The following is a 19,157-nucleotide window of genomic DNA, read 5'->3' as shown; positions in this document are numbered from 1 at the left end:
ACTATTCTCAAATACCGTATTAACTCGAACGTAGCCTTTGACCCACAGCAACGCATAAATAGACAGCTCCTGCAAAAATAATAATTACCGGCCCAGTGGGAAGATCCAAAGAGTAACTTGCCGCAAGCCCCCCTGAGACAAAAACCATACAGAGCATTGAAGCCAGCACCATCATCTGCCAGAGGCCCCGGACAAAATGCCCGGCAATTGCCGCAGGCAGAGTTAAAAGGGCAACAACCATAACAATTCCCACTACCCGGACAAGCAGGACAACAGTCAAAGCCGTAAGACAAAGCAAGGCCAGATAATACGCACTGGTGTTCAAACCACGAATTCTGGCGTACTCCTCATCAAAACAAACCGCCAAAAAATTATTGTAAAAAAACCAGCCGACACCAACTACCAGAAAATCCAAGCCGATAATCAGCCAGAGATCTTTCTGCGAAACTAATAGAATGTTGCCGAAGAGATAGCTCATCGGGTCAACATAACCGGGAGTTGCGGCAATAAACAGAAGACCAACAGCCATTCCTATTGCCCATAAAGCGCCGATAACCGTATCTTCGCGCTCTTTTGCATGAATGCTGACCAAACCAATAACAATCGCGGCCAAAAGGGCTGTAATCAAGGCGCCAAGGATGGGCTCCAGCCAGACGACCCCCTTGCTTTGCGCGTAAAGGCCAGCGCCGATGCCGCCCAGAACACAGTGTGAAATTGCTCCGGCAATGTAGGTAATTCGCCTGACCACAACGTACGAACCGATCACTCCGAAGGCTATACTTGCCATCAGGCCAGCCAGCAAGGCATATCGTAAAAAGGGGATTTGGGGATCATTGAGGGCCGCAAAAAACTCAAACATGCACATGCCCCTCTTCCGCACAACGGTGGTCATGTCGGATCATGTGGATATCGCCGCCGTAAAGCTCTTGAATAACCTCTCCTGTCACTGCGCTGGTAGGGTGGATATGGACATCGTGATTAACACAGACAACTGATTTAAAAAACTTTGAGGTAAAGCCCAGATCATGGGTCACAAGAATAATGGCCATATCATTATTGAGTTTTTGCAGTATTTCAAGCAGACTAAACTCAACATGGGCATCAACATTTGAGGTTGGTTCATCTAAAATCAACATACTGGCCGCTGAAGCAAGGGCCCGAGCAATCAGAACCCGCTGCATCTGGCCGCCGGAAAGCTCTGAAAATCTGGCTTTGGCATAATCTGCCATCTCCATCTCACCAAGGGCATCCAGGGCTCTTCGTTTATCAGATTTGGAGTAGGCCCCACCCCACGTGCCTAACCGCCCCATTATAGCCACTTCCATAACCGTAACCGGGAAATCGGGATCAAAATTCGCGTACTGAGGCACATACCCAACCCGGACCCTGCTGTCTGCCGGGGCCATACCCATCAATTTAATAATCCCATTATCCGGCTGTAAAAGCCCCATTATCAGCTTGATCAACGTTGATTTTCCACCGCCATTGGGCCCGACCACACAGGTAGAGTCCAAATGGTTAATGGTTAAGTTCACGTTGCGCAGAATAGATTTTCCATTAGAGGAAAAGTTAAGGTCTTTTATTTCTACAACTGGATCAGTATTGGTCATGATTTGGGAGTTATAGGTCAATTTGAGTGATTACGAACCTGCCCGACAGTGTGTCGAGCCAATCTCATCACTGAAACGAATCAACAAAACTTTCAGCAATGGCCAAATAGTTGGCAAACAGATCCTTCGCCATTGGATCTAAAACCATTATTTTTCCATCAATAGCGGCGGCAACCACTGCAGCACTGCGCTGATCAAACTGTGGTTGAGAAAAAATAACCTTCACCATATCGCTCTTTGATTGTTTGATAATTGCCTGCAACTGCTTGGCAGTTGGCCTTTTGCTGCCGACCTCCACAGCCCTTTGCTGCAGACCATAAACCTCGCCAAAATGACCAAAGGCCGGGTGAAACACATAAAACACTCGTCCTCTATACGGTTCAAGCAGTTTTCTTACCTGCTGAGCTGTTTTGCTAAGCTGGTCCTGAAAATGGTCATGGCCCAGGGTTATCGCCTCGCTCTGCTCAGGCAAGTGCTTAAGAAGCGTATTATAAACAATTTCTGCCTGAGAGGAATACAAGGTAGGAGAAAGCCATGAATGCTGGTCTATGTGCTCATCATGATCTGCTTCTTCTATGTGCTCATCATGATCAGCGTCTTCCATAATAGCCAGGTTGACAACTGCAAGCTTCCGGTTAACAGAGTTAATTTTTTCAAGCAAGGTCCGTTCAAACTCGAGTCCACTTGCAAAAAAAATCGACGCCCTGCTTATAGCCAACATCTGCTTTGGTGTTGGCTCATAAGTGTGCGGATCGCTGCTCCGATCTACCAGAGAAATAACTTCCACCTGTCCCGCTGCAAGTTGTTCGACAATGAAGGCATGGGGTGGCACGGAAGTTATAACCGTCAGCGATTTTGGCGCAGCCATGGAGTGCGTCGACCACAATGCAATCCCCAAAAAAACAGCGTAACAGACTACCTTATACCGTGTAACAAACATCCTAAAAAAATCATTTTTGTGTGTCAATCTGATACTCCTTAATTTTATACAGCAAGGCTGGGATGCTGACTTCAAGAACAGCGGCAGCCTTGGTCTTGTTGCCACCGCTCTCTTCTAAGGCCTGAGTTATCAACATTTTTTCAAGGTTGGCCCTATTTTTTTTAATCGACAGCCCGGCTGAACCAAAATCAAAATCTTTAAAGGCAGCCCCTTGATGAATTTCCACCGGCAGATGTTTACAGGTTAAAATAGTGTCATCAGCCAAGGCCATACAGCGCTCTATCACATTCTCAAGCTCCCTGACATTACCAGGCCAGCCGTAATTCATGAAGCGCTCCATACAGCTTTTCTCAACGCTCTCAATTTCAGTGGCCAATCGCTTATTGTATTTAGCCACAAAATAATCAATAAGCAGGGGGATATCTTCCCTACGATTCCTGAGAGGGGGGATCTCTATCGCCAAAACATTAATCCTGTAAAATAGATCATCCCGGAAATTTTTCTGTTCCACCGCTTCGCGAAGATTTTTGGCAGTAGCGGCAATAATGCGGACATCAACCTTAATCGACTGGCCATGCCCTAAGGGCCGGATCTCTTCCTCCTGAAGGGCCCGAAGCAGTTTTACCTGAAGGGGCATAGGCATATCACCAATTTCATCAAGAAACAGTGTGCCCCCGTCAGCTTCCTCAAACAGGCCTTTTTTGCTGCGATTTGCGTCAGTAAAAGCCCCTTTTACATAACCAAACAACTCACTTTCCAGAAGGTTTTCAGGAATTCCCCCGCAGTTAATGTCAACCAAGGCCTTGTTCTTTCTGATGCTGTTAAAGTGAATCGCCTTGGCGATCAACTCCTTACCGGTTCCCGACTCGCCGGTAATCAGCACGGTCGTCTTGTAATCAGCAATTTTTTCAACCGTTTCAAAGATCGATGTCATCGACCTGCTTCTGGCGACAATATTTTGGAAAAAATATTTCCCTTCCAACTCCTTATGCAGACGATGATTTTCCTTTTGCAGCTCTTTTTTGTCTTCCGCCTGTTTCAGCGTCAACAGAACTTCCTGATCAGATTGAAACGGTTTGGCTAAAAAATCCGTCGCTCCAAGCTTAAAGGCCTGGCTCACATTATCGAGTTCAGAATGACCTGAAATGACAGTGATAATTGCATCCACCTCACGGAGCTTAAGCTCTTTTAAAAAACTCAAGCCATCCATAACAGGCATATCAATATCAGTAATAATGTGGTCAAAAAAAGCTGAAGAGAGATGTTCAAGGCCTAACTTGCCATTTTCCGCTGTCTCGACCTGATAGTTATTTTTTGTAAGAACTGCGGACAACACCTCCCTGATAATCTCATCATCATCCACCAGAAGGACTCGCTTTACAGTCTCAGTCAATGTCGTTGTCTCCTTTTCTTTTTATAGAACTCAAGGATTGCATATTTTTTAGCGTTTAATTCATTTTGGAACTGCTACTCTACCATTTTGCAAATTAAAATGGCCATGTTATTTTTTGAACATCGACTTAGTAAAAAAACCGTTCGTAATAACCGATAATATCCTGTTCAAAAAAGATATGAAGATAGCTGGCAACGGCAAGAAAAGGCCCATAAGGTACGACCGTTTTGCCGCCCTTCCCCTGCTGGATCATCGCCCCAATGCCCACAACAGAGCCAAGAAGCGCACTGCAAAAAATAACAAATGGCAGTGCCTGCCAACCGAGAAAAGCGCCAATCATTGCTAACAGCTTTATATCTCCGCCACCCATCCCAGATCGTTTGGTAAACAGATAATAGCCGGCGGCAATGCTATAAAAAACGCCTCCTCCAAGCAACAGGCCCAGCGCCGACTCCTGCCATCCTATACCAGGCAGAACAAAAGATGCCGCGAAACCAAGAACAATGCCGGGCAAGCTTATGAGATCCGGGATAATCTGGTGATACAAATCTATAAAAATTATGGCCAGCAAGGCCGCACACAAAACAAAATAAACCAAAAATTCAACACCCAGACCACGGGTAACAAACAGTGCCCCTGACACTAAGCCCATGAGCAATTCAACCAAAGGATACTGCCATGATATCGGCTCTCTGCAATAGCGACATCTCCCCATGAGCGCGAGAAAACTTATAACTGGCAAGTTGTCGTACCAACGAATATTTTTTTTACACTTTGGGCAGTGGGAGGCTGGAAAAACTATCGATTCCTCGGCATTCGGAAGTCTCAAGATAACAACATTAAGAAACGAACCAACCAGCATACCAAAAATTATTGCAAAAATTAATTCCACTCAGATATCTCACTTGCTTGATTTTCAAGTTGTTTTAAATGTAATTCCATTTATTATACAGGCTCTAGCACAGAGTTAAAAGTATTGTATACTAAGAATCTACAATTAGCTCCAACCCTCTGAAGTGAGATTAGATTGGGCACTGCGAGCGAACTTTAAAGACCAGACTGCTTAAATTTGCCACAGACCCACACAAAAACACACAATCAGTCACCTTAAAATTTTGATTATGGAACAACAACCGGCCCTTTCAATAGAAGAATCAATCCAGCGTCTTAAAGCTGAAATCATTGCCCAAGACTGGCGGCTCAGCCCCAAACGAGCAAGCCAGCTCGAAGCTGCTTTTGATTGTCTGCGTCAGCGCTTTAAAACCCGCAAGGCCACCCATGCTATGCTGGTTATGGCTGGAAGTGTGCTCGACCACATCAAAAAGAAGGGTGGGACACCTCCAGACACAATTGATTTCCTCAAGGAAGCTATGGCCCATATCGTCAGTCTCTATGAGGAGCTGGCCTATGACCCGGAAAAAGAAGAGCTGGTTTTCCAGCGCCTCTTTAACCGCTTCAACCGCTTAAAAGAAAAAATTAAACATAAAAAAACCAGTACACCTTTAACGCCACCATCAAAAGAAGAGGCACCTGAACAACCCCAGAAAAGCGACGAACCGATCGCAATCGGCCCGCAGGAGACACCTCTCCCCCAACAAGCATCGCCCTCTACTATAGGCAGCACCGACATCGAGCACCTGATGGCGGACTTAAAAAACACTCTGGAAAAAGCGGGGGAGGTCGGCTTAGCAATCGGTCGTGTTCTTGAGGAGCTCCTTGAAAAACACAGCGCTCAAAGCTCTTCGAAAATAGCGCAGCCAGTCTTACAGTCCCAGCCACCAGAAGAGTTCCAGGCCGTGCCGGAAGAACTACTCAAAGAAAAATCTACCCCGGCCCCAAAAGTTCAAGCCTGCCCGCCGGCAGAACTTAAAGAACTCGTCATTCATGGAAAGGCCGTCGCACTGGTGGCTGAAGCCGCCAGCCTGATCCGACCGGTAAAGGCCTCTAAACTTTCGCTATACCTGAAACACTCAAATATTCCGTTAAATGATTTTTCCACTCTTTTCCAAGGCCTCTCGTGTCAGTTTAACGGCAGCCTTTCCCAAATACCTAACCAAAAACTCAAAAAATTAAATCTGCCAATCATGACTCCAGAGGGCAGTGATTGGCCGGAACCACCTGATGACACGGCAAGTACAGTTGTTGTTGTATCCAATGGTAACTGGCATGGCATTATTCCCTGTTCGTCGGTCAAAGACCTAAAGGAACCGATGGTAAAGTTTAATAAACAAAAGAATGGTGACATTGCCGGCATCGGTCATCTTGAGAATGGCCGGCAGGTTGAGCTTCTTGATTTACAAAGAATTTTGCACCGAGAAGGTTTTTTAGTTATGGTATAGTATTGCTGCGGACAGAAAAGCCCGGCACGATCTGAACAAAATGCCTAATCAAGGCATGACAGGAGGACAATATCAATGAATCAAGAGCGACGCAAAAACACACGTGTACCTTTTCAAACTACCGCTGACGTCAGCTTTTCCAACAAAAACTACACGAACTGTGAAACCGAAAACCTGAGCGTTAAAGGTGTCTCAGTCCTTGGCATTTCAGGCCATAAAATCGGTGAGGAGTGCAACCTCTCTTTGGCTTTAAGCGGAAGTACCAGTGAGTTAAAGCTTGCCATGCGTGGCAAAATTGTCCGGCTTCAAGAGGACGGTATCGGGCTAAAATTTATCGAGATAGACCTGGATAGTTATTATCACTTGAAGAATATTATCTACTACAACTCTGAGGATCCCGACAAAATAGATCGTGAGTTGACTGAATAATAAAATACTATTAATCTCTTATGAGTACATCGATACTTCTATTTTCCCATGTCAAAAAAAACAACCACAGCTATCCGTAAAAGCCCGTTTCTGGTTATCGCCTTTTTTCTGATTATCGGCATAATCGGTATCTCTTTTGAGGAGCCGTCTAGAGTTTTAGAGCAAGCCTTACAGGTCTGCTTAAGCTGTATAGGACTTGGCTGATGGATTTTCTCAGGAAATGGGTACAAACAATTTTTTTCGTCCTGACCAACGGCAGCTGGTCTTTTCCTTTCACCAGGACTATATATCAGGGCCCTTTAAAGGTTGTCTGCTCTCCCGGACTTAACTGCTACTCCTGCCCCGCAGCTACCACGTATTGCCCCATGGGCTCCCTGCAGCAGATTTTGGCGGGAATCAGGCTTGCTTTAGAAAACGGTCAGATGTTTTTTGGATTTTATGTTATCGGTACGATTGGCGTTATCGGCGGCTTTGTCGGTCGCATGGTCTGCGGCTGGATCTGTCCGTTTGGCTTATTCCAGGAATTGCTGCACAAAATCCCTTCTCCAAAATTTAATGTACCACGCGTACTCCGCTTTATAAAATACGGTGTTCTCGCCCTTATGGTAGTTGTGCTGCCCCTTTTTGCAGTTGATCAGTTCGGTCTGGGCAGCCCCTGGTTCTGTAAATATCTATGCCCTGCCGGTACGCTGGAGGCTGGCTTGCCAATGCTGGCCCTTCAGCCAGCGTTGCGTCAAACGATAGGCCCGCTGTTTTACAATAAACTGTTTTTCATGTTCGTTTTTGTGCTATGGAGCATCCCGGCCAGCAGACCATTTTGCCGAACCACCTGCCCACTCGGGGCTTTTTACGCTCTGTTCAGTAAAGTTAAACTGGTGAAACTGCGCCTTGACGAAAACAGATGCACCCAGTGCAAGGCTTGTCATACTGTCTGCCCCATGGGGGTTAAATTCAATGAGTCACCTGAAGACATGGAATGCATTTCATGTTTATCCTGCACCAAGGCCTGTAAATTTGGCGCCATAGAACTTGAAATTGGCGGGGTCCCCATAAATTCAGTTATAAAGGTCAAAAAACCCCTATCGGAAAAAGCGTATTTGTAATCATGACATTTATTCTGCACAAAAAAAACGTCCTTATTCTTTGTATTTTTCTTATTTTTTGTACCCCTGTTCAGGCAGCAAAATTTAACATGACCAGCGTGGCTGGTGAAAAGGTGAATCTGAGAGCAGGCCCCGGCCCTGACCATAATATTTTGTGGGAATACGGCAAAGGGTTCCCTTTACGAATCGTTCAGACCAAAGGAAACTGGTATAAAGTCGTTGATTTTGAAAACGACGCCGGCTGGGTATACAAAAAGCTTGTGACTAAAGATCCCCACATGATCGTAAAAAAGAAAACCGTTAACATTCGGAGTGGGCCTGGCTCCAAATATAAACTACTTGGTAAAGCTAATTATGGAGTGGTGTTCAAAACGCTGGAGCAAAAATCCGGCTGGGCGAAATTGCAGCATGAAAATGGCTTAGTCGGCTGGATTCGCCGGGATCTGGTTTGGGGGTGGTAAGCTGGCTAACTACCCACGCGGATGGAATTTCTGATGAACCGTCTTCAGACGCCGACTATCTACATGGGTATAAATTTGGGTTGTTGAAATATCGGAGTGCCCTAACATCAGTTGAACTGTTCGTAAATCGGCACCATTTTCAACTAAATGCGTCGCAAAGGAATGCCGTAAAGAGTGGGGGCTGATCTTCTTATTAATTCCCCTGGCAAAACTTACTTCCTGTATAATCTGCCAGAAGCGTAAGCGCGTCATGGCTGTTGCACGGCTGGTAACGAACAGAAAATCACTCCTCCTGCCTTTCAAAAGAAGGGGCCTGCCAAGCCCGATATAGATATCAATCTTTTCTTTTGCCTCTTCCCCGAAAGGAACAAGACGTTCTTTACTGCCCTTGCCAAGAACACGGACATAGCCCGCAGTCAGATTGAGGCCGGAAACCGGCACTTTAACCAGTTCAGAAACTCTTAATCCTGTGCCGTACAGAAGATGAAGCATAGCCGTATTGCGTAGACTGAGGGGTGACTTAATATCGGTTGACTCAAGCAGGGCCGTCACTTCTTGAACGTTCAAGCTTTTTGGCAGGCTTTTTTTAATTTTTGGGAGTTCAACGCCACTGGTCGGATCGACAAGTGCCAAATTTTCGGCTACTAAGAAATGGAAAAACTGGCGGATGGCCGAAAGCTTACGGGCACTGCTTTTTGACGACACCTTTTGCTCATACAACCGGCTAAGAAAGTTACGAATATGTTTCTGTTTGATTTGTGATGGGCTGGTTTTTCCAGTGACAGGCACTGACCTGAAAAAAGCAAGAAGATCATTGTGATAGGCAGAGACTGTATTTTGAGCCAATCGCCGCTCAGCAGTGATAAAATGTAGAAAAAGATCCAAACATGCGCTTAAGGCAGATTCACTCATAGGGGAGGCGTTGTTCACGAATTAATAGGTTGTTGCCGGAAAGGCTCGAACGAACACTCCTCATACTGCGGCAACACGGGTTTTTTTGCCGTTCAGTCCAAAAAAAATGGCCTGACCAAGGAACTCGGTCAGGCCACTCTATATATCAAAATTTCCGGTTTTGCCGGTCATTTTTTTAGTCGTTTTTCATGCGCCAGGCAAGCTTACGAATTTTCCTTTTGGCTTCGGCCGACTTTCGTCGCCGCTTATCACTGGGTTTTTCGTAATATTCACGACGTTTCAACTCTTTTTTAACTCCATCAAGCTGCAACTTCTTTTTCAACTGGCGAATAGCGATTTCAATGTCGCCTCTCACTTCGACTTCAATCATGATTATTTCCTAATATTTAAACTATTATTGGCCTTCTTGGCCAGGCAGTGTTCATCACAAAAACCATCTATATAGAATATTGTCCGGGGTAATGTCAATAGTTTTTACGGAAATATTTTCCCAGGGTTAAGAATATTTTTAGGATCCAACGCCCTTTTGATCAACTGCATCGCCCCTAAAGTGTCTACAGAAAGCTCTAAAGGTAAAAAACCCGACTTTGTTATTCCTACACCATGCTCACCAGATAATGTGCCGGACAACTCGATAACTCTGTCAAATAATCGTTGTTTAGCTAAAGCTCCGTTGGCCGCCTCTTGGGCATTTGTCTTATCAAGCATAATATTGACATGAATATTACCATCTCCGGCGTGGCCAAAACAAAAAATGGTTAAGCCAAGCTCTAGGGCCAGGCTTTCAGCATATTCAACCAGCTCGGCTATCCTGCTGCGAGGCACCACAATATCTTCGCTGATTTTATGAGGTTTCAACTTGAAGGCACTTGGCGAAACCGCCCGCCTGGCGATCCACAGCCTATCTGCCTCAGCACTGCTACCTGCCTGACGGATCTCCAGGACTCCCGCTTTTTGTTCGACAAAACTTCGTAATAGATTCCCTTCAGAACTGACCGATTCCGCTGTTCCATCAAGTTCGATGAGCAGCAGGGCCCGGGTCGTATCAGGCAGGGTAAAGGGCAGTTTATCTTTCACAATAGAGATGGCCGTTTGATCCATAAATTCAAGGGTACACGGCGTAAAACGAGACAAGAGTTTGGCCACTAAAATCGCGGCTTTAGAAAGAGAGTCAAGAAGAACCAGAAAGGTCTCTTTGGCCTCAGGCTGGGGAAGCAGTCGCACAATGATCTTGGTTATGATGCCAAGAGTTCCTTCCGAGCCGACAAATAAGCGGGTCAGGTCGTAACCGACCACACCTTTGTCGGTTTTTACCCCCGTCGTTATAATTTTGCCATCGGCAAGCACCACCTCAAGCCCCTTGATGTAATCCCGGGTCACACCGTATTTGACGGCACTTGGCCCTCCAGCACATTCAGCCACATTGCCGCCAATTGTGCAAAACTTCAAACTTGCCGGATCAGGGGGATAATAAAGGCCTTTTTGCCGAACCGCAGCCTGCAGGTCGCCGGTAATTACACCCGGTTCAACAACCGCCAGTTGATTATCAACATCAATCTCCACTATCCGCGTAAACCGGCTCATCACCATAACCAGACCGCCGGCAATAGCAAGAGCCCCGCCGGTCATACCTGTTCCAGCGCCACGGGGCACAACAGGAAAACCATGCTGAGAGGCCAACTCCATAATCTTACCGACCTGCTCAGTATTGGCCGGAAAGATAACCGCCTCAGGTATAAACTCCTGAGCGGTGCCGTCATACGAGTAACAGAGACGATCTTCATTACTGGCTGAAAAGTTCTCATCTCCAACAATGTCAATCAGCAGTTGGTTCGTCTTGATATCCATAGTCTCGTCTTCTATGTCGTTCGTTAACATCTTCTGTTGTTGATCTCATCTCACTCTTGCATTACCATAAAAACCGGATGTGCAGCTATTTATTTTAAGCACAATTTTATGGATTTTGTTACCATCCCAAATAATTCATAAAACTCTTCTGTCTCGTCAAGGCTCAAGGACTTAACACACCCCTAAACGTTGCAGATAAAGGTAATTCATTTATGCGTTTATCGATTAAATGGTGCATCATTTTAGGCTCTTTTCTGCTGGTCTGGGGAACCCACCTCATCATTATGCCTTCTTCCTATTTTTCCTCTGAACGGGTCTTGACCAGCCACGTTCAAGACATCATGCAAAACATTGTTGATTTAACCCTTGAGCAAAGCAACAATCATCTGAACAAAGCAAAAAGTGCCGCTAATCTCGCCAAACAACTTCTAAGCGCCAATGTTGTGCGACACGACATCAGCGGGGTATCGTCTCTGGAGCGCTATTTTTTCGACCAGCTCTCCATTTATCCGCATCTTTCCGGTATCTATTTCGCCACACTTGAGGGCGATTTCTTTTTTGTAAGTCGGACCAATGAAAAAATTGAAAACGGCTACCGCACAAAGTTCATCCGAACAGACACTAATGGACATAGACACGTTGACCTGACCTGGCGTGATCAAAACTTTAATCAGGTGGGGGCGAAATCCGACCCGGAAGACACCTATGACCCCAGAAAACGGCCCTGGTTTACCCAGGTTCTCGAAAATCGTGAGGTGATCTGGACTGCACCCTATATCTTTTTCTCCTCTCAGAAACCAGGCATCACCATTGCCGGACCATCGTTGACAGACGACGGTACTCTCAAAGGTATTGTCGGGGTCGATATAGAGATTTCAGAACTCTCAACCTTTATCAGCAAGCTACGGGTTGGCAAATCCGGCCAAGCCTTCATGCTCAACCGCAATGGTGACGTAATCGCCTACCATGATCTTGACAACCTGATAATCCGCAACAAAGATGCCGCCTCTTTCCGGCTGCCCAAGGTAAGTGAAATTGGCAACGATATTGTCAATAACGCCTTCCGGTCAATTGAGTGGCAATATGACGATGAGGGTTTTCTGAAATTGGAAGAACCAATGTTCACCTCTTTTACAGTGGACAAGAAAAAATACATCAGCATCTTCGCACCATTTCCCGACAAACGTCTGCCCTGGATTGTGGCTGTTTATATTCCAGAACAGGACTACCTGGGTGAGATACGAGACAATAGATTAATTAACACGATTGCCACAGTGGTCATCTCAATACTGGCCTCATTACTCGGATTATCCCTTGCTAAAAAAATTGTTTCGCCTATTGAAAACCTGCAAAAGGAGGCAAAAGCTATCGAACAAAATGATATGCTGACCTCCTTTCGAACCAGTTCGATCTTTATAGAGTTGCAGGAAACAGCCGATAGTTTCTCCCGAATGAAGACCTCGCTTATTGACCATAAAGACTCTCTTTTGGAAAAAGAAGAGATCTACCGTGCCATTACCACCACTGCCAATGATGCTATTATCATGATGGATGACCAGCAGTTAATCTCCTATTGGAACCCTGCCGCCGAGCGCATATTTGGTTACACCAGTAAAGAGATGCTCGGCAAAGCCTTTCACCAGACCTTAGCACCGTCACCCTCTTTTTCAAAGTACAGTAGAGGCCTTAAACATTTTGGCAGCGATGAAAATGGCCCGACCGGCGGAAAAACGCTTGAGATCACTGCTGTAAATAGCGAGGGCCAGGAATTTCCTGTTGAGATATCGATTTCGAAACTGAAAATCCATGACAAGTGGCATGCGCTTGCCATTGTGCGTGACATTACCGAAAGGGCCAATAACGAACAGATTAAAAAACGGCTGGCCCATGATCTTCATGACGGAATCGGTGGCAACTTAACAAACATTAAACTCCTTTCCGAAATGCTCAAAGATAAAACAGATGATCTACACCTTCAAAACGCCTTAGGCTCAATTGCCGATATCAGCAACGACTGTATCAGCGAGACCAGAAACTACATGAACGCCCTGGACAACGACGCCTTAGACTGGAAAAGCCTCGTCGACGAACTACAGCAGTACTGTGTGCGAGTTGTTGAATCCCGCCAGATCAAACTATCTGTCACCTCAGAAGTTGAGGTGCAAGCAACCCAGCCTAATACTTTATTATACATGAGCCTCTTTCGCATGGTTAAAGAAGCTGTTAATAATGCCATTAAACATTCCAGCGCCAAAAACATATGGATTGAATTTAAAATCAGTCAAGTGCAGTTTCACTGCACAATAAAAGATGACGGCAGTGGGCTTGCTCCTAAAGCCGGCAGCGGCCGAGGCCTGTTAAGCATGCAGACCCGGGCTTCAGAGCTCGGTGGCGCCTTTGACTTAAAAGGGGTAAAGGGTGTAACCGTAACAATCAAGGTGCCAATCGTTCAGGCAAACAAATCGGCACACAATTAGGAGCCTTAGCCGAAATACTCTAGCCATTACAGACCCTATGTTACGAAAATATTGAGAGTTTCATGAAAATCGCTATCGTTGAAGACAACACCATGCTGCGGCAGAACCTGGTCATTTTGTTGGGGGGTGAAAAAGATATTGAGGTTTGCGGTGACTTCGGAACAGCTGAAGAGGCCCTGGCCTCCCTCAGCAACATCCTGCCGGATCTCATGCTTGTTGACCTCGGCCTTCCAGGTAAGCTTGATGGCAGTGAGTTAATCCGTGCCGCCAAAGAGCTGCTGCCTGAAGTTGAAGTGCTTGTCCATACGGTTTTTGATGCCCGCGACAAAGTTTTTGAAGCTATTAAAGCCGGGGCCTCAGGGTATATATTAAAGGGGGCATCCCCACGTGAGATTATTGAAGCAATATATAACCTCGCTAATGGTGGGGCGCCAATGAGTCCAAAAATCGCTCGGGCAGTTATCGGCGAATTCCATGAAAAAACCATCGAAGACCAGTACCTTCTCACCCCACGTGAAACTGAAATTATCCGCGAAATTGAGAAAGGGCATACCTATAAGGATTTAGCCGAAATACTCTGCATCAGCCCGCATACCATCCACAGCCACATCAAGAATATCTACGAAAAGCTGCATGCTAAAAGCAGAAAAGATGCGTTGATTAAGGCGCGCCGCAAAGGAATTATTTAAAAGCAAAGTGATTGGCTTTTGCTAATTGTTACTCTTGATGAAACGACACCGTTTCTGCGGCCGCCAAACCCTTCTACCCCAAATATACCCTGATCAGGGGATATCAATCCTGCTAGAATTCAGTTAGTAAACTTTTTTTAACCTAAATGTTGAAAAAACAGATATGCTGACCAAGCTGACACATCGCCACTCGTACAAAAATGGCTTCACCCAGGAACTGCAAGAGGCTATTCGCGCCATGAAAGCCATAGAGACCATTATACCAATATGTAGTTTCTGTGGCCATGTCCGCCAGGATAACGGCGTCTGGGCAGAAGATACCTCCGTAAATATTGATTTACCAGGCGTTAATCATAGTCACGGGATCTGCCCTAGCTGTGTTCAAAAACAGTTTCCACAACAGTATCAGGCAATCATCAAACAAGCTGCAAGTCGGTAAAAGGCAACCCCATCTCTCAGTAGAACCCGCTCATCCAGCAACTCTTCCAACCCACCACCGGGCCTCTTTGCTCTCATTTCTTTGAAAGAGTATAGAACATCTTCAGAGATGACTCTTGAAATTTTTTCCCAAATTGATATTTATCTGGTAAAAAAATACAACCAATAAAAAATCAGCAGGGAGAACGATTCTACGATGACAGTACAACAAAAATTACGTGTCGCTCTTTTAGCGGGCGGGAAATCAGGTGAACGAGACGTTTCCTTAAAAGGCGCTGAAGGCGTGATCAAGGCTCTTGATTTAACAAAGTACGATGTTAGGCGTTATGATCCGGCGACCGACATGGCCAAACTGGCCACGGAGGCAAGTCAGATAGATGTGGTTTTTATTCTGCTGCATGGCCTTTTCGGTGAAGACGGAACAGTCCAGGGTTTTCTTGATCTGCTTAACCTGCCATACCAAGGCTCCGGTGTCCTCGGCAGCGCCCTGGCCATGGACAAAGATAGTGCTAAAACCTTATATAAAGTAAGGGGCCTTCCTGTTCCGGACTGGGCAATGGTCGCAATCAACGATGCTGAAAATCCCGGCCCCTTAGTTGAAAGACTCGGCCTCCCGCTTGTTGTTAAACCTGTCCGCCAGGGCTCCAGCCTGGGGATGTCAATTGCGCACTCTGTAGAAGAGCTTGCTGCTGGTATCCGTCTGGCCTTTGACTACGATAGCGAAGTTATGGTGGAGCGTTTCGTGAAGGGTCGTGAGATTACAGTCGGCGTTATTGGTAACAATGAGCTGACCCCATTGCCCCTGGTAGAAATTATTCCTGGAAGCGAACACCCATTTTTTGATTATCAGGCCAAATATCAGCCCGGTGCCACCACCGAAATCTGTCCGGCAGATTTCCCCGAGGCCATAGTCCAAAAGGCCCACGAGTACGCCATAACTGCTCATCGGGCTCTAAAGCTCAGGGGGTACAGTCGCACCGACATGATTGTTGACAAGGACAACAATCTCTGGGTTCTTGAAACCAACACCATTCCGGGTATGACACCGACCAGCCTGCTGCCTCAAGCTGCTGCTGCAGCGGGGCTGCCCTTCAACAAACTACTGGACAGACTTATCGACCTGGCCATGGAGCCCTGATCAACACGACTATGCTGCGTTTTTCTCTTCTTCTTATAGCCATCACCGCCTTGGGCTGTGCCGCCCAAATCGGCACTATCAGAAAGGTTGACACCCCGGAGACCTGGACTCTTGCTCTTGATGGCGATGACAGCCTTAGCTTACGAAAAACTATTTTCGAACAGGCCGACGCCTTTTGTCATGAGAAAAAAAAATACCTGATGCCGGATAAAAAAAATTATAGCGCGACGTTTTACCAACTCTATTTCAGATGCCTTCCCTCAGGCGATCCCGAGTTAATCAATATCGAAGGTTTTGACCAGGAAATGCGCTACCGCAAAAAACTAGGTGGCTACGGAGAGGTCAAATATTGACATCCGCTCATACCACTGTTAAGTACAGTTCTACACATACTACCTATCCCGACTGGGGTAAAAGCTGTGGCATTGTTCTCAGGTGACCTTATCCCGCAATGCCCCTCAATTAAAAATTCGAACTCAACAGTGTTGTCTATCTATAGAAACATAATAGACGTGTACCAAGTATCTGTTGATTAATACTTTGTAGGAGTCGTAAAACATGTCGATTCGTGAAGATGCTATTAAAGGAAATCTCACTGAGGTTTTTAAAAAATGTGCCGCACTTGAAGGAGTGACCCCGGAATTTTTAATGGCCGGTGTTGCCAAAGGCACCATCGCCATCCCCAAGAACAATAACCACTCATTTGATAAAATTATGGCCGTAGGCGCTGGGCTTTCCACAAAGGTCAATGCCAACATCGGTTCATCAAAAGACCATCAGGGCGTTGAACAGGAGTTACAAAAACTGTGCGTTGCCGTTAAAGCCGGAACCGATGCCGTTATGGATCTCAGTATGGGCGGTGACTTAAATGAGGTTCGTAAAGAGATCTTAAAAAACTGCCCCATACCGCTTGGGACTGTGCCAATTTACCAGGCCGTTGCCGAGGTTGTTGAAAACCAGAAAAAAGCCATTGGTGAGGTCACTAAAGAACAACTTTTTGATACGATTCGCCATCAAGCCAAAGCTGGCGTTGATTTCATGACCATCCACTGTGGCGTCAACAGAAACACTGTGGAACGTCTGCAAGGCCACCCGCGCTTGATGGGCGTTGTCAGCCGGGGAGGATCATTTCTTATTGAATGGATGACCAACAATAGAAAAGAAAACCCTTTTTATGAGCACTATGATGAGCTGTTGGATCTCTTAAAGGAACATGAGGTTACATTGAGCCTTGGCGACAGTGTCCGACCCGGTTGCTTAGCTGATGCCACCGACGCTGGCCAGATCCAGGAACTCATCCATCTTGGTGAACTCACAAAACGCGCCTGGGACGCTGGCGTGCAGGTTATCATTGAAGGCCCGGGCCATATGCCCATGGATCAGATTGAGGCCAACATACTGCTTCAGAAGCGTCTTTGTCACGGCGCGCCATTTTATGTGCTTGGCCCCCTTGTAACAGATATTGCGCCTGGCTATGATCACATAACCGGTGCCATTGGCGGCGCCATTGCTGCCAGGGCCGGTGCCGACTTTTTGTGCTACGTTACCCCAGCTGAACACCTCAAACTGCCAAATGCAGAAGACGTGCGCGACGGTGTTATCGCCTCAAAAATAGCCGCTCATGCTGCTGACATATGCCTGGGGATACCCGGAGCCATGGAACGTGATATTGCCATGGCAAAATGCCGAAACAAACTAGACTGGAAGGGTCAGATTGAGTTATCGCTCGACCCTGAAAAGGCCCAGAGATTCCGTGATGAAGGAGGAACATATAAAGGTGATGCCTGCAGCATGTGTGGGTCATACTGCGCCATCAAGGTCTACCAGAAAGCAACTCTACCCCAACGAATGGCTAGCTAAAATTTATCCGCAATACCAATTGGTATAGGAGGATCATTACATGCCGGAATTTTTAACCTCTATTGTTGATTGGATTAACAGTACCAAGGTGCTTGATCAGATTAGAGATGTTGATGCTCTCGGGTTGTTCAAAAACACCTATTTTCTTGTGCCCTTTATTGGCGTAATTATCTACTATCTTTATAAACAGGCCTTCACGAGCCTGGCTATTATGGCCCTGGCCATTGGTCTGTGGTATTTCAGTGGAACTGAATATGTGTCAGGTGCAATTGTAAACGGCGAGATACAGCTTGACAAACTTCTCCCAACAATTGCAGTGGGCGTTGGGGGCATCGGCACCTTGGTTTATCTCTTATTTATCCGCCAGGACTAGTAAAGCAATAGATGCCCGGCAGCAACCCCATTCAAGAAATTTACGACCGGCTGCTGACCTTTTTCGGGCCCCAGAACTGGTGGCCCGGCGAAACCCCTTTTGAGGTCATGGTCGGTGCGGTTCTAACCCAGAACACTTCCTGGACTAATGTCGAAAAGGCACTTACACCTCTCAAAAATGAAGGGCTGCTCTCCTTTGCAGCCCTAGAGGCTATGCCCCATGAGTTATTAGCCGAAAAGATCAGACCCTGTGGTTATTTCAACCTCAAAACAACGCGCTTAAAGAACCTCCTGGCCCTAATACAAAGAGATTACGACGGAGATTTGGATCTTTTCCTTAGTGAAGAAACTCAAACGCTACGCCAAACACTGCTCTCTGTAAAAGGAATCGGTCCGGAAACTGCTGATTCAATCGTGCTCTACGCCGCCAATAAGCCAACATTTGTTGTTGATGCTTATACCTACAGAGTTCTCTCCCGCCATGGAATTATTGCCGAAGATGAGGGTGATTATCACCTGATCCAGGAGATTTTTATCAATTCACTTCCCCTCGACACTGCTCTGTTTAACGAGTACCACGCCCTCTTGGTCCAAACCGGCAAAAACTACTGCAAAAAAACTAATCCCAAATGCTCCGATTGTCCTTTAGAGTACCTGCTGCCATGATTTGTGCGAGCATCACTTGGCGGTGTTACAACCGCCACTCGCCTGCACTGGGAAACCGGCCAGGCTGAAACTTGCCCCACAGCCGCAGGTTTTTCCACTATTAGAGTTGGTCAACTTCAACCCCCCGGCAATCAGATCATCAGAATAATCAACATTGAGCCCTTCAAGATATTGCAGGCTTTCCTGGTCAGAAACGATACGAATGGCTCCGTCCTGGTAGACGATTTTCTCCCCCTCTTTCAAGGCGTTGCCAATTTCAGCACCATAGGTTAACCCCGCACAACCTCCCTTAGTGATCAAAACTCTTAAAAACTTCTCGGAATCAAGGTTCTTCAGCAACATCTCGTTGGCTTTTGCGGTAATAGTAATATTCATAAATCCTCCTGTTGGGCTGTTAACAGTAACAATCGAACTGTCTATCATTCGATTGTTCGTAATTCGTTGTTCGAGTATTCGATTGTTGTTCTTCGGCTAAAACTCCT

At 46.2% G+C, this 19,157-nt stretch carries 22 protein-coding genes; 13 read left to right on the top strand and 9 right to left on the bottom strand.

Annotated features, from left to right (window positions below; all coding sequences use genetic code 11):
• Window positions 1–19: 19 nt before the first annotated feature.
• The 5 genes from HQK80_03705 to HQK80_03685 all read right to left on the bottom strand — a co-directional run bounded on the left by HQK80_03705 (window position 20) and on the right by HQK80_03685 (window position 4,805).
• Window positions 20–859, bottom strand: a complete 840-nt coding sequence (locus tag HQK80_03705) for a metal ABC transporter permease (protein ID MBF0221329.1) — start codon at window positions 857–859, stop codon at window positions 20–22.
• Window positions 852–1,610 carry an ABC transporter ATP-binding protein gene (locus HQK80_03700; protein ID MBF0221328.1) on the bottom strand — a complete coding sequence of 253 codons (759 nt, stop codon included), beginning with the start codon at window positions 1,608–1,610 and terminating at the stop codon, window positions 852–854. The genes HQK80_03705 and HQK80_03700 overlap by 8 nt, the downstream gene beginning before the upstream one ends.
• A gap of 67 nt (window positions 1,611–1,677) precedes the next feature.
• Window positions 1,678–2,577: a zinc ABC transporter substrate-binding protein gene (locus HQK80_03695; GenBank protein MBF0221327.1), complete on the bottom strand. Its 900-nt coding sequence runs from the start codon at window positions 2,575–2,577 to the stop codon at window positions 1,678–1,680.
• Window positions 2,561–3,943 (bottom strand): sigma-54-dependent Fis family transcriptional regulator, encoded by a 1,383-nt coding sequence (locus tag HQK80_03690; GenBank protein MBF0221326.1) that lies wholly within the window; start codon window positions 3,941–3,943, stop codon window positions 2,561–2,563. Before HQK80_03690 ends, HQK80_03695 begins: the two co-directional genes overlap by 17 nt.
• A gap of 127 nt (window positions 3,944–4,070) precedes the next feature.
• Window positions 4,071–4,805 carry a prepilin peptidase gene (locus HQK80_03685; protein ID MBF0221325.1) on the bottom strand — a complete coding sequence of 245 codons (735 nt, stop codon included), beginning with the start codon at window positions 4,803–4,805 and terminating at the stop codon, window positions 4,071–4,073.
• A 259-nt stretch (window positions 4,806–5,064) separates the two neighbouring features.
• Between HQK80_03685 and HQK80_03680 the strand changes: the two genes are divergently transcribed.
• From HQK80_03680 to HQK80_03660, 5 genes are all read left to right on the top strand, one after another.
• Complete coding sequence (locus HQK80_03680) at window positions 5,065–6,282, top strand: hypothetical protein (GenBank protein ID MBF0221324.1); 1,218 nt, start codon at window positions 5,065–5,067, stop codon at window positions 6,280–6,282.
• A gap of 75 nt (window positions 6,283–6,357) precedes the next feature.
• Window positions 6,358–6,711, top strand: coding sequence for a PilZ domain-containing protein (locus HQK80_03675; GenBank protein MBF0221323.1), 354 nt, complete (start codon window positions 6,358–6,360; stop codon window positions 6,709–6,711).
• A gap of 48 nt (window positions 6,712–6,759) precedes the next feature.
• Window positions 6,760–6,915 (top strand): hypothetical protein, encoded by a 156-nt coding sequence (locus HQK80_03670; protein ID MBF0221322.1) that lies wholly within the window; start codon window positions 6,760–6,762, stop codon window positions 6,913–6,915.
• Window positions 6,915–7,814, top strand: a complete 900-nt coding sequence (locus tag HQK80_03665) for a 4Fe-4S binding protein (protein MBF0221321.1) — start codon at window positions 6,915–6,917, stop codon at window positions 7,812–7,814. Before HQK80_03670 ends, HQK80_03665 begins: the two co-directional genes overlap by 1 nt.
• A 2-nt stretch (window positions 7,815–7,816) precedes the next feature.
• Window positions 7,817–8,275: an SH3 domain-containing protein gene (locus tag HQK80_03660; protein ID MBF0221320.1), complete on the top strand. Its 459-nt coding sequence runs from the start codon at window positions 7,817–7,819 to the stop codon at window positions 8,273–8,275.
• A 9-nt stretch (window positions 8,276–8,284) separates the two neighbouring features.
• Here the strand turns inward: HQK80_03660 and xerD are convergent, their stop codons facing one another.
• The 3 genes from xerD to HQK80_03645 form a co-directional block, all read right to left on the bottom strand.
• Window positions 8,285–9,187 (bottom strand): site-specific tyrosine recombinase XerD, encoded by a 903-nt coding sequence (xerD, locus tag HQK80_03655; protein ID MBF0221319.1) that lies wholly within the window; start codon window positions 9,185–9,187, stop codon window positions 8,285–8,287.
• A gap of 175 nt (window positions 9,188–9,362) precedes the next feature.
• Window positions 9,363–9,557 (bottom strand): 30S ribosomal protein S21, encoded by a 195-nt coding sequence (locus tag HQK80_03650; GenBank protein MBF0221318.1) that lies wholly within the window; start codon window positions 9,555–9,557, stop codon window positions 9,363–9,365.
• A gap of 104 nt (window positions 9,558–9,661) precedes the next feature.
• Window positions 9,662–11,065: an FAD-binding protein gene (locus HQK80_03645; GenBank protein MBF0221317.1), complete on the bottom strand. Its 1,404-nt coding sequence runs from the start codon at window positions 11,063–11,065 to the stop codon at window positions 9,662–9,664.
• A 182-nt stretch (window positions 11,066–11,247) separates the two neighbouring features.
• On the opposite strand from HQK80_03645, the gene HQK80_03640 reads away from it, so the two are divergent.
• From HQK80_03640 to HQK80_03605, 8 genes are all read left to right on the top strand, one after another.
• Entirely contained in the window at window positions 11,248–13,512 is a 2,265-nt protein-coding gene (locus tag HQK80_03640; GenBank protein MBF0221316.1) for a PAS domain S-box protein, read from the top strand.
• Window positions 13,513–13,574: 62 nt separating this feature from the next.
• Window positions 13,575–14,201: a response regulator transcription factor gene (locus HQK80_03635; protein MBF0221315.1), complete on the top strand. Its 627-nt coding sequence runs from the start codon at window positions 13,575–13,577 to the stop codon at window positions 14,199–14,201.
• A gap of 163 nt (window positions 14,202–14,364) precedes the next feature.
• Window positions 14,365–14,640: a hypothetical protein gene (locus tag HQK80_03630; GenBank protein ID MBF0221314.1), complete on the top strand. Its 276-nt coding sequence runs from the start codon at window positions 14,365–14,367 to the stop codon at window positions 14,638–14,640.
• A gap of 195 nt (window positions 14,641–14,835) precedes the next feature.
• Window positions 14,836–15,777 (top strand): D-alanine--D-alanine ligase, encoded by a 942-nt coding sequence (locus HQK80_03625; protein ID MBF0221313.1) that lies wholly within the window; start codon window positions 14,836–14,838, stop codon window positions 15,775–15,777.
• Window positions 15,778–15,788: 11 nt separating this feature from the next.
• Window positions 15,789–16,130, top strand: coding sequence for a hypothetical protein (locus tag HQK80_03620; GenBank protein ID MBF0221312.1), 342 nt, complete (start codon window positions 15,789–15,791; stop codon window positions 16,128–16,130).
• 205 nt (window positions 16,131–16,335) lie between these two features.
• Complete coding sequence (gene thiC, locus HQK80_03615; protein MBF0221311.1) at window positions 16,336–17,637, top strand: phosphomethylpyrimidine synthase ThiC; 1,302 nt, start codon at window positions 16,336–16,338, stop codon at window positions 17,635–17,637.
• A 40-nt stretch (window positions 17,638–17,677) separates the two neighbouring features.
• On the top strand, window positions 17,678–18,010 hold the full coding sequence (locus HQK80_03610) for a hypothetical protein (GenBank protein ID MBF0221310.1): 333 nt from the start codon (window positions 17,678–17,680) through the stop codon (window positions 18,008–18,010).
• An 11-nt stretch (window positions 18,011–18,021) separates the two neighbouring features.
• Window positions 18,022–18,675 (top strand): endonuclease III domain-containing protein, encoded by a 654-nt coding sequence (locus HQK80_03605; GenBank protein ID MBF0221309.1) that lies wholly within the window; start codon window positions 18,022–18,024, stop codon window positions 18,673–18,675.
• A gap of 12 nt (window positions 18,676–18,687) precedes the next feature.
• Here HQK80_03605 and HQK80_03600 read toward each other — a convergent pair whose 3' ends face one another.
• The gene (locus HQK80_03600) at window positions 18,688–19,050 is read right to left on the bottom strand and encodes an iron-sulfur cluster assembly accessory protein (protein ID MBF0221308.1); all 363 of its coding nucleotides are present in this window, start codon (window positions 19,048–19,050) and stop codon (window positions 18,688–18,690) included.
• Window positions 19,051–19,157 lie beyond the last annotated feature (107 nt).

The organism is Desulfobulbaceae bacterium (genome assembly GCA_015231515.1).
Taxonomy (GTDB): Bacteria; Desulfobacterota; Desulfobulbia; order Desulfobulbales; family VMSU01; genus JADGBM01.
This window is presented reverse-complemented; position numbering and strand designations above follow the sequence as displayed.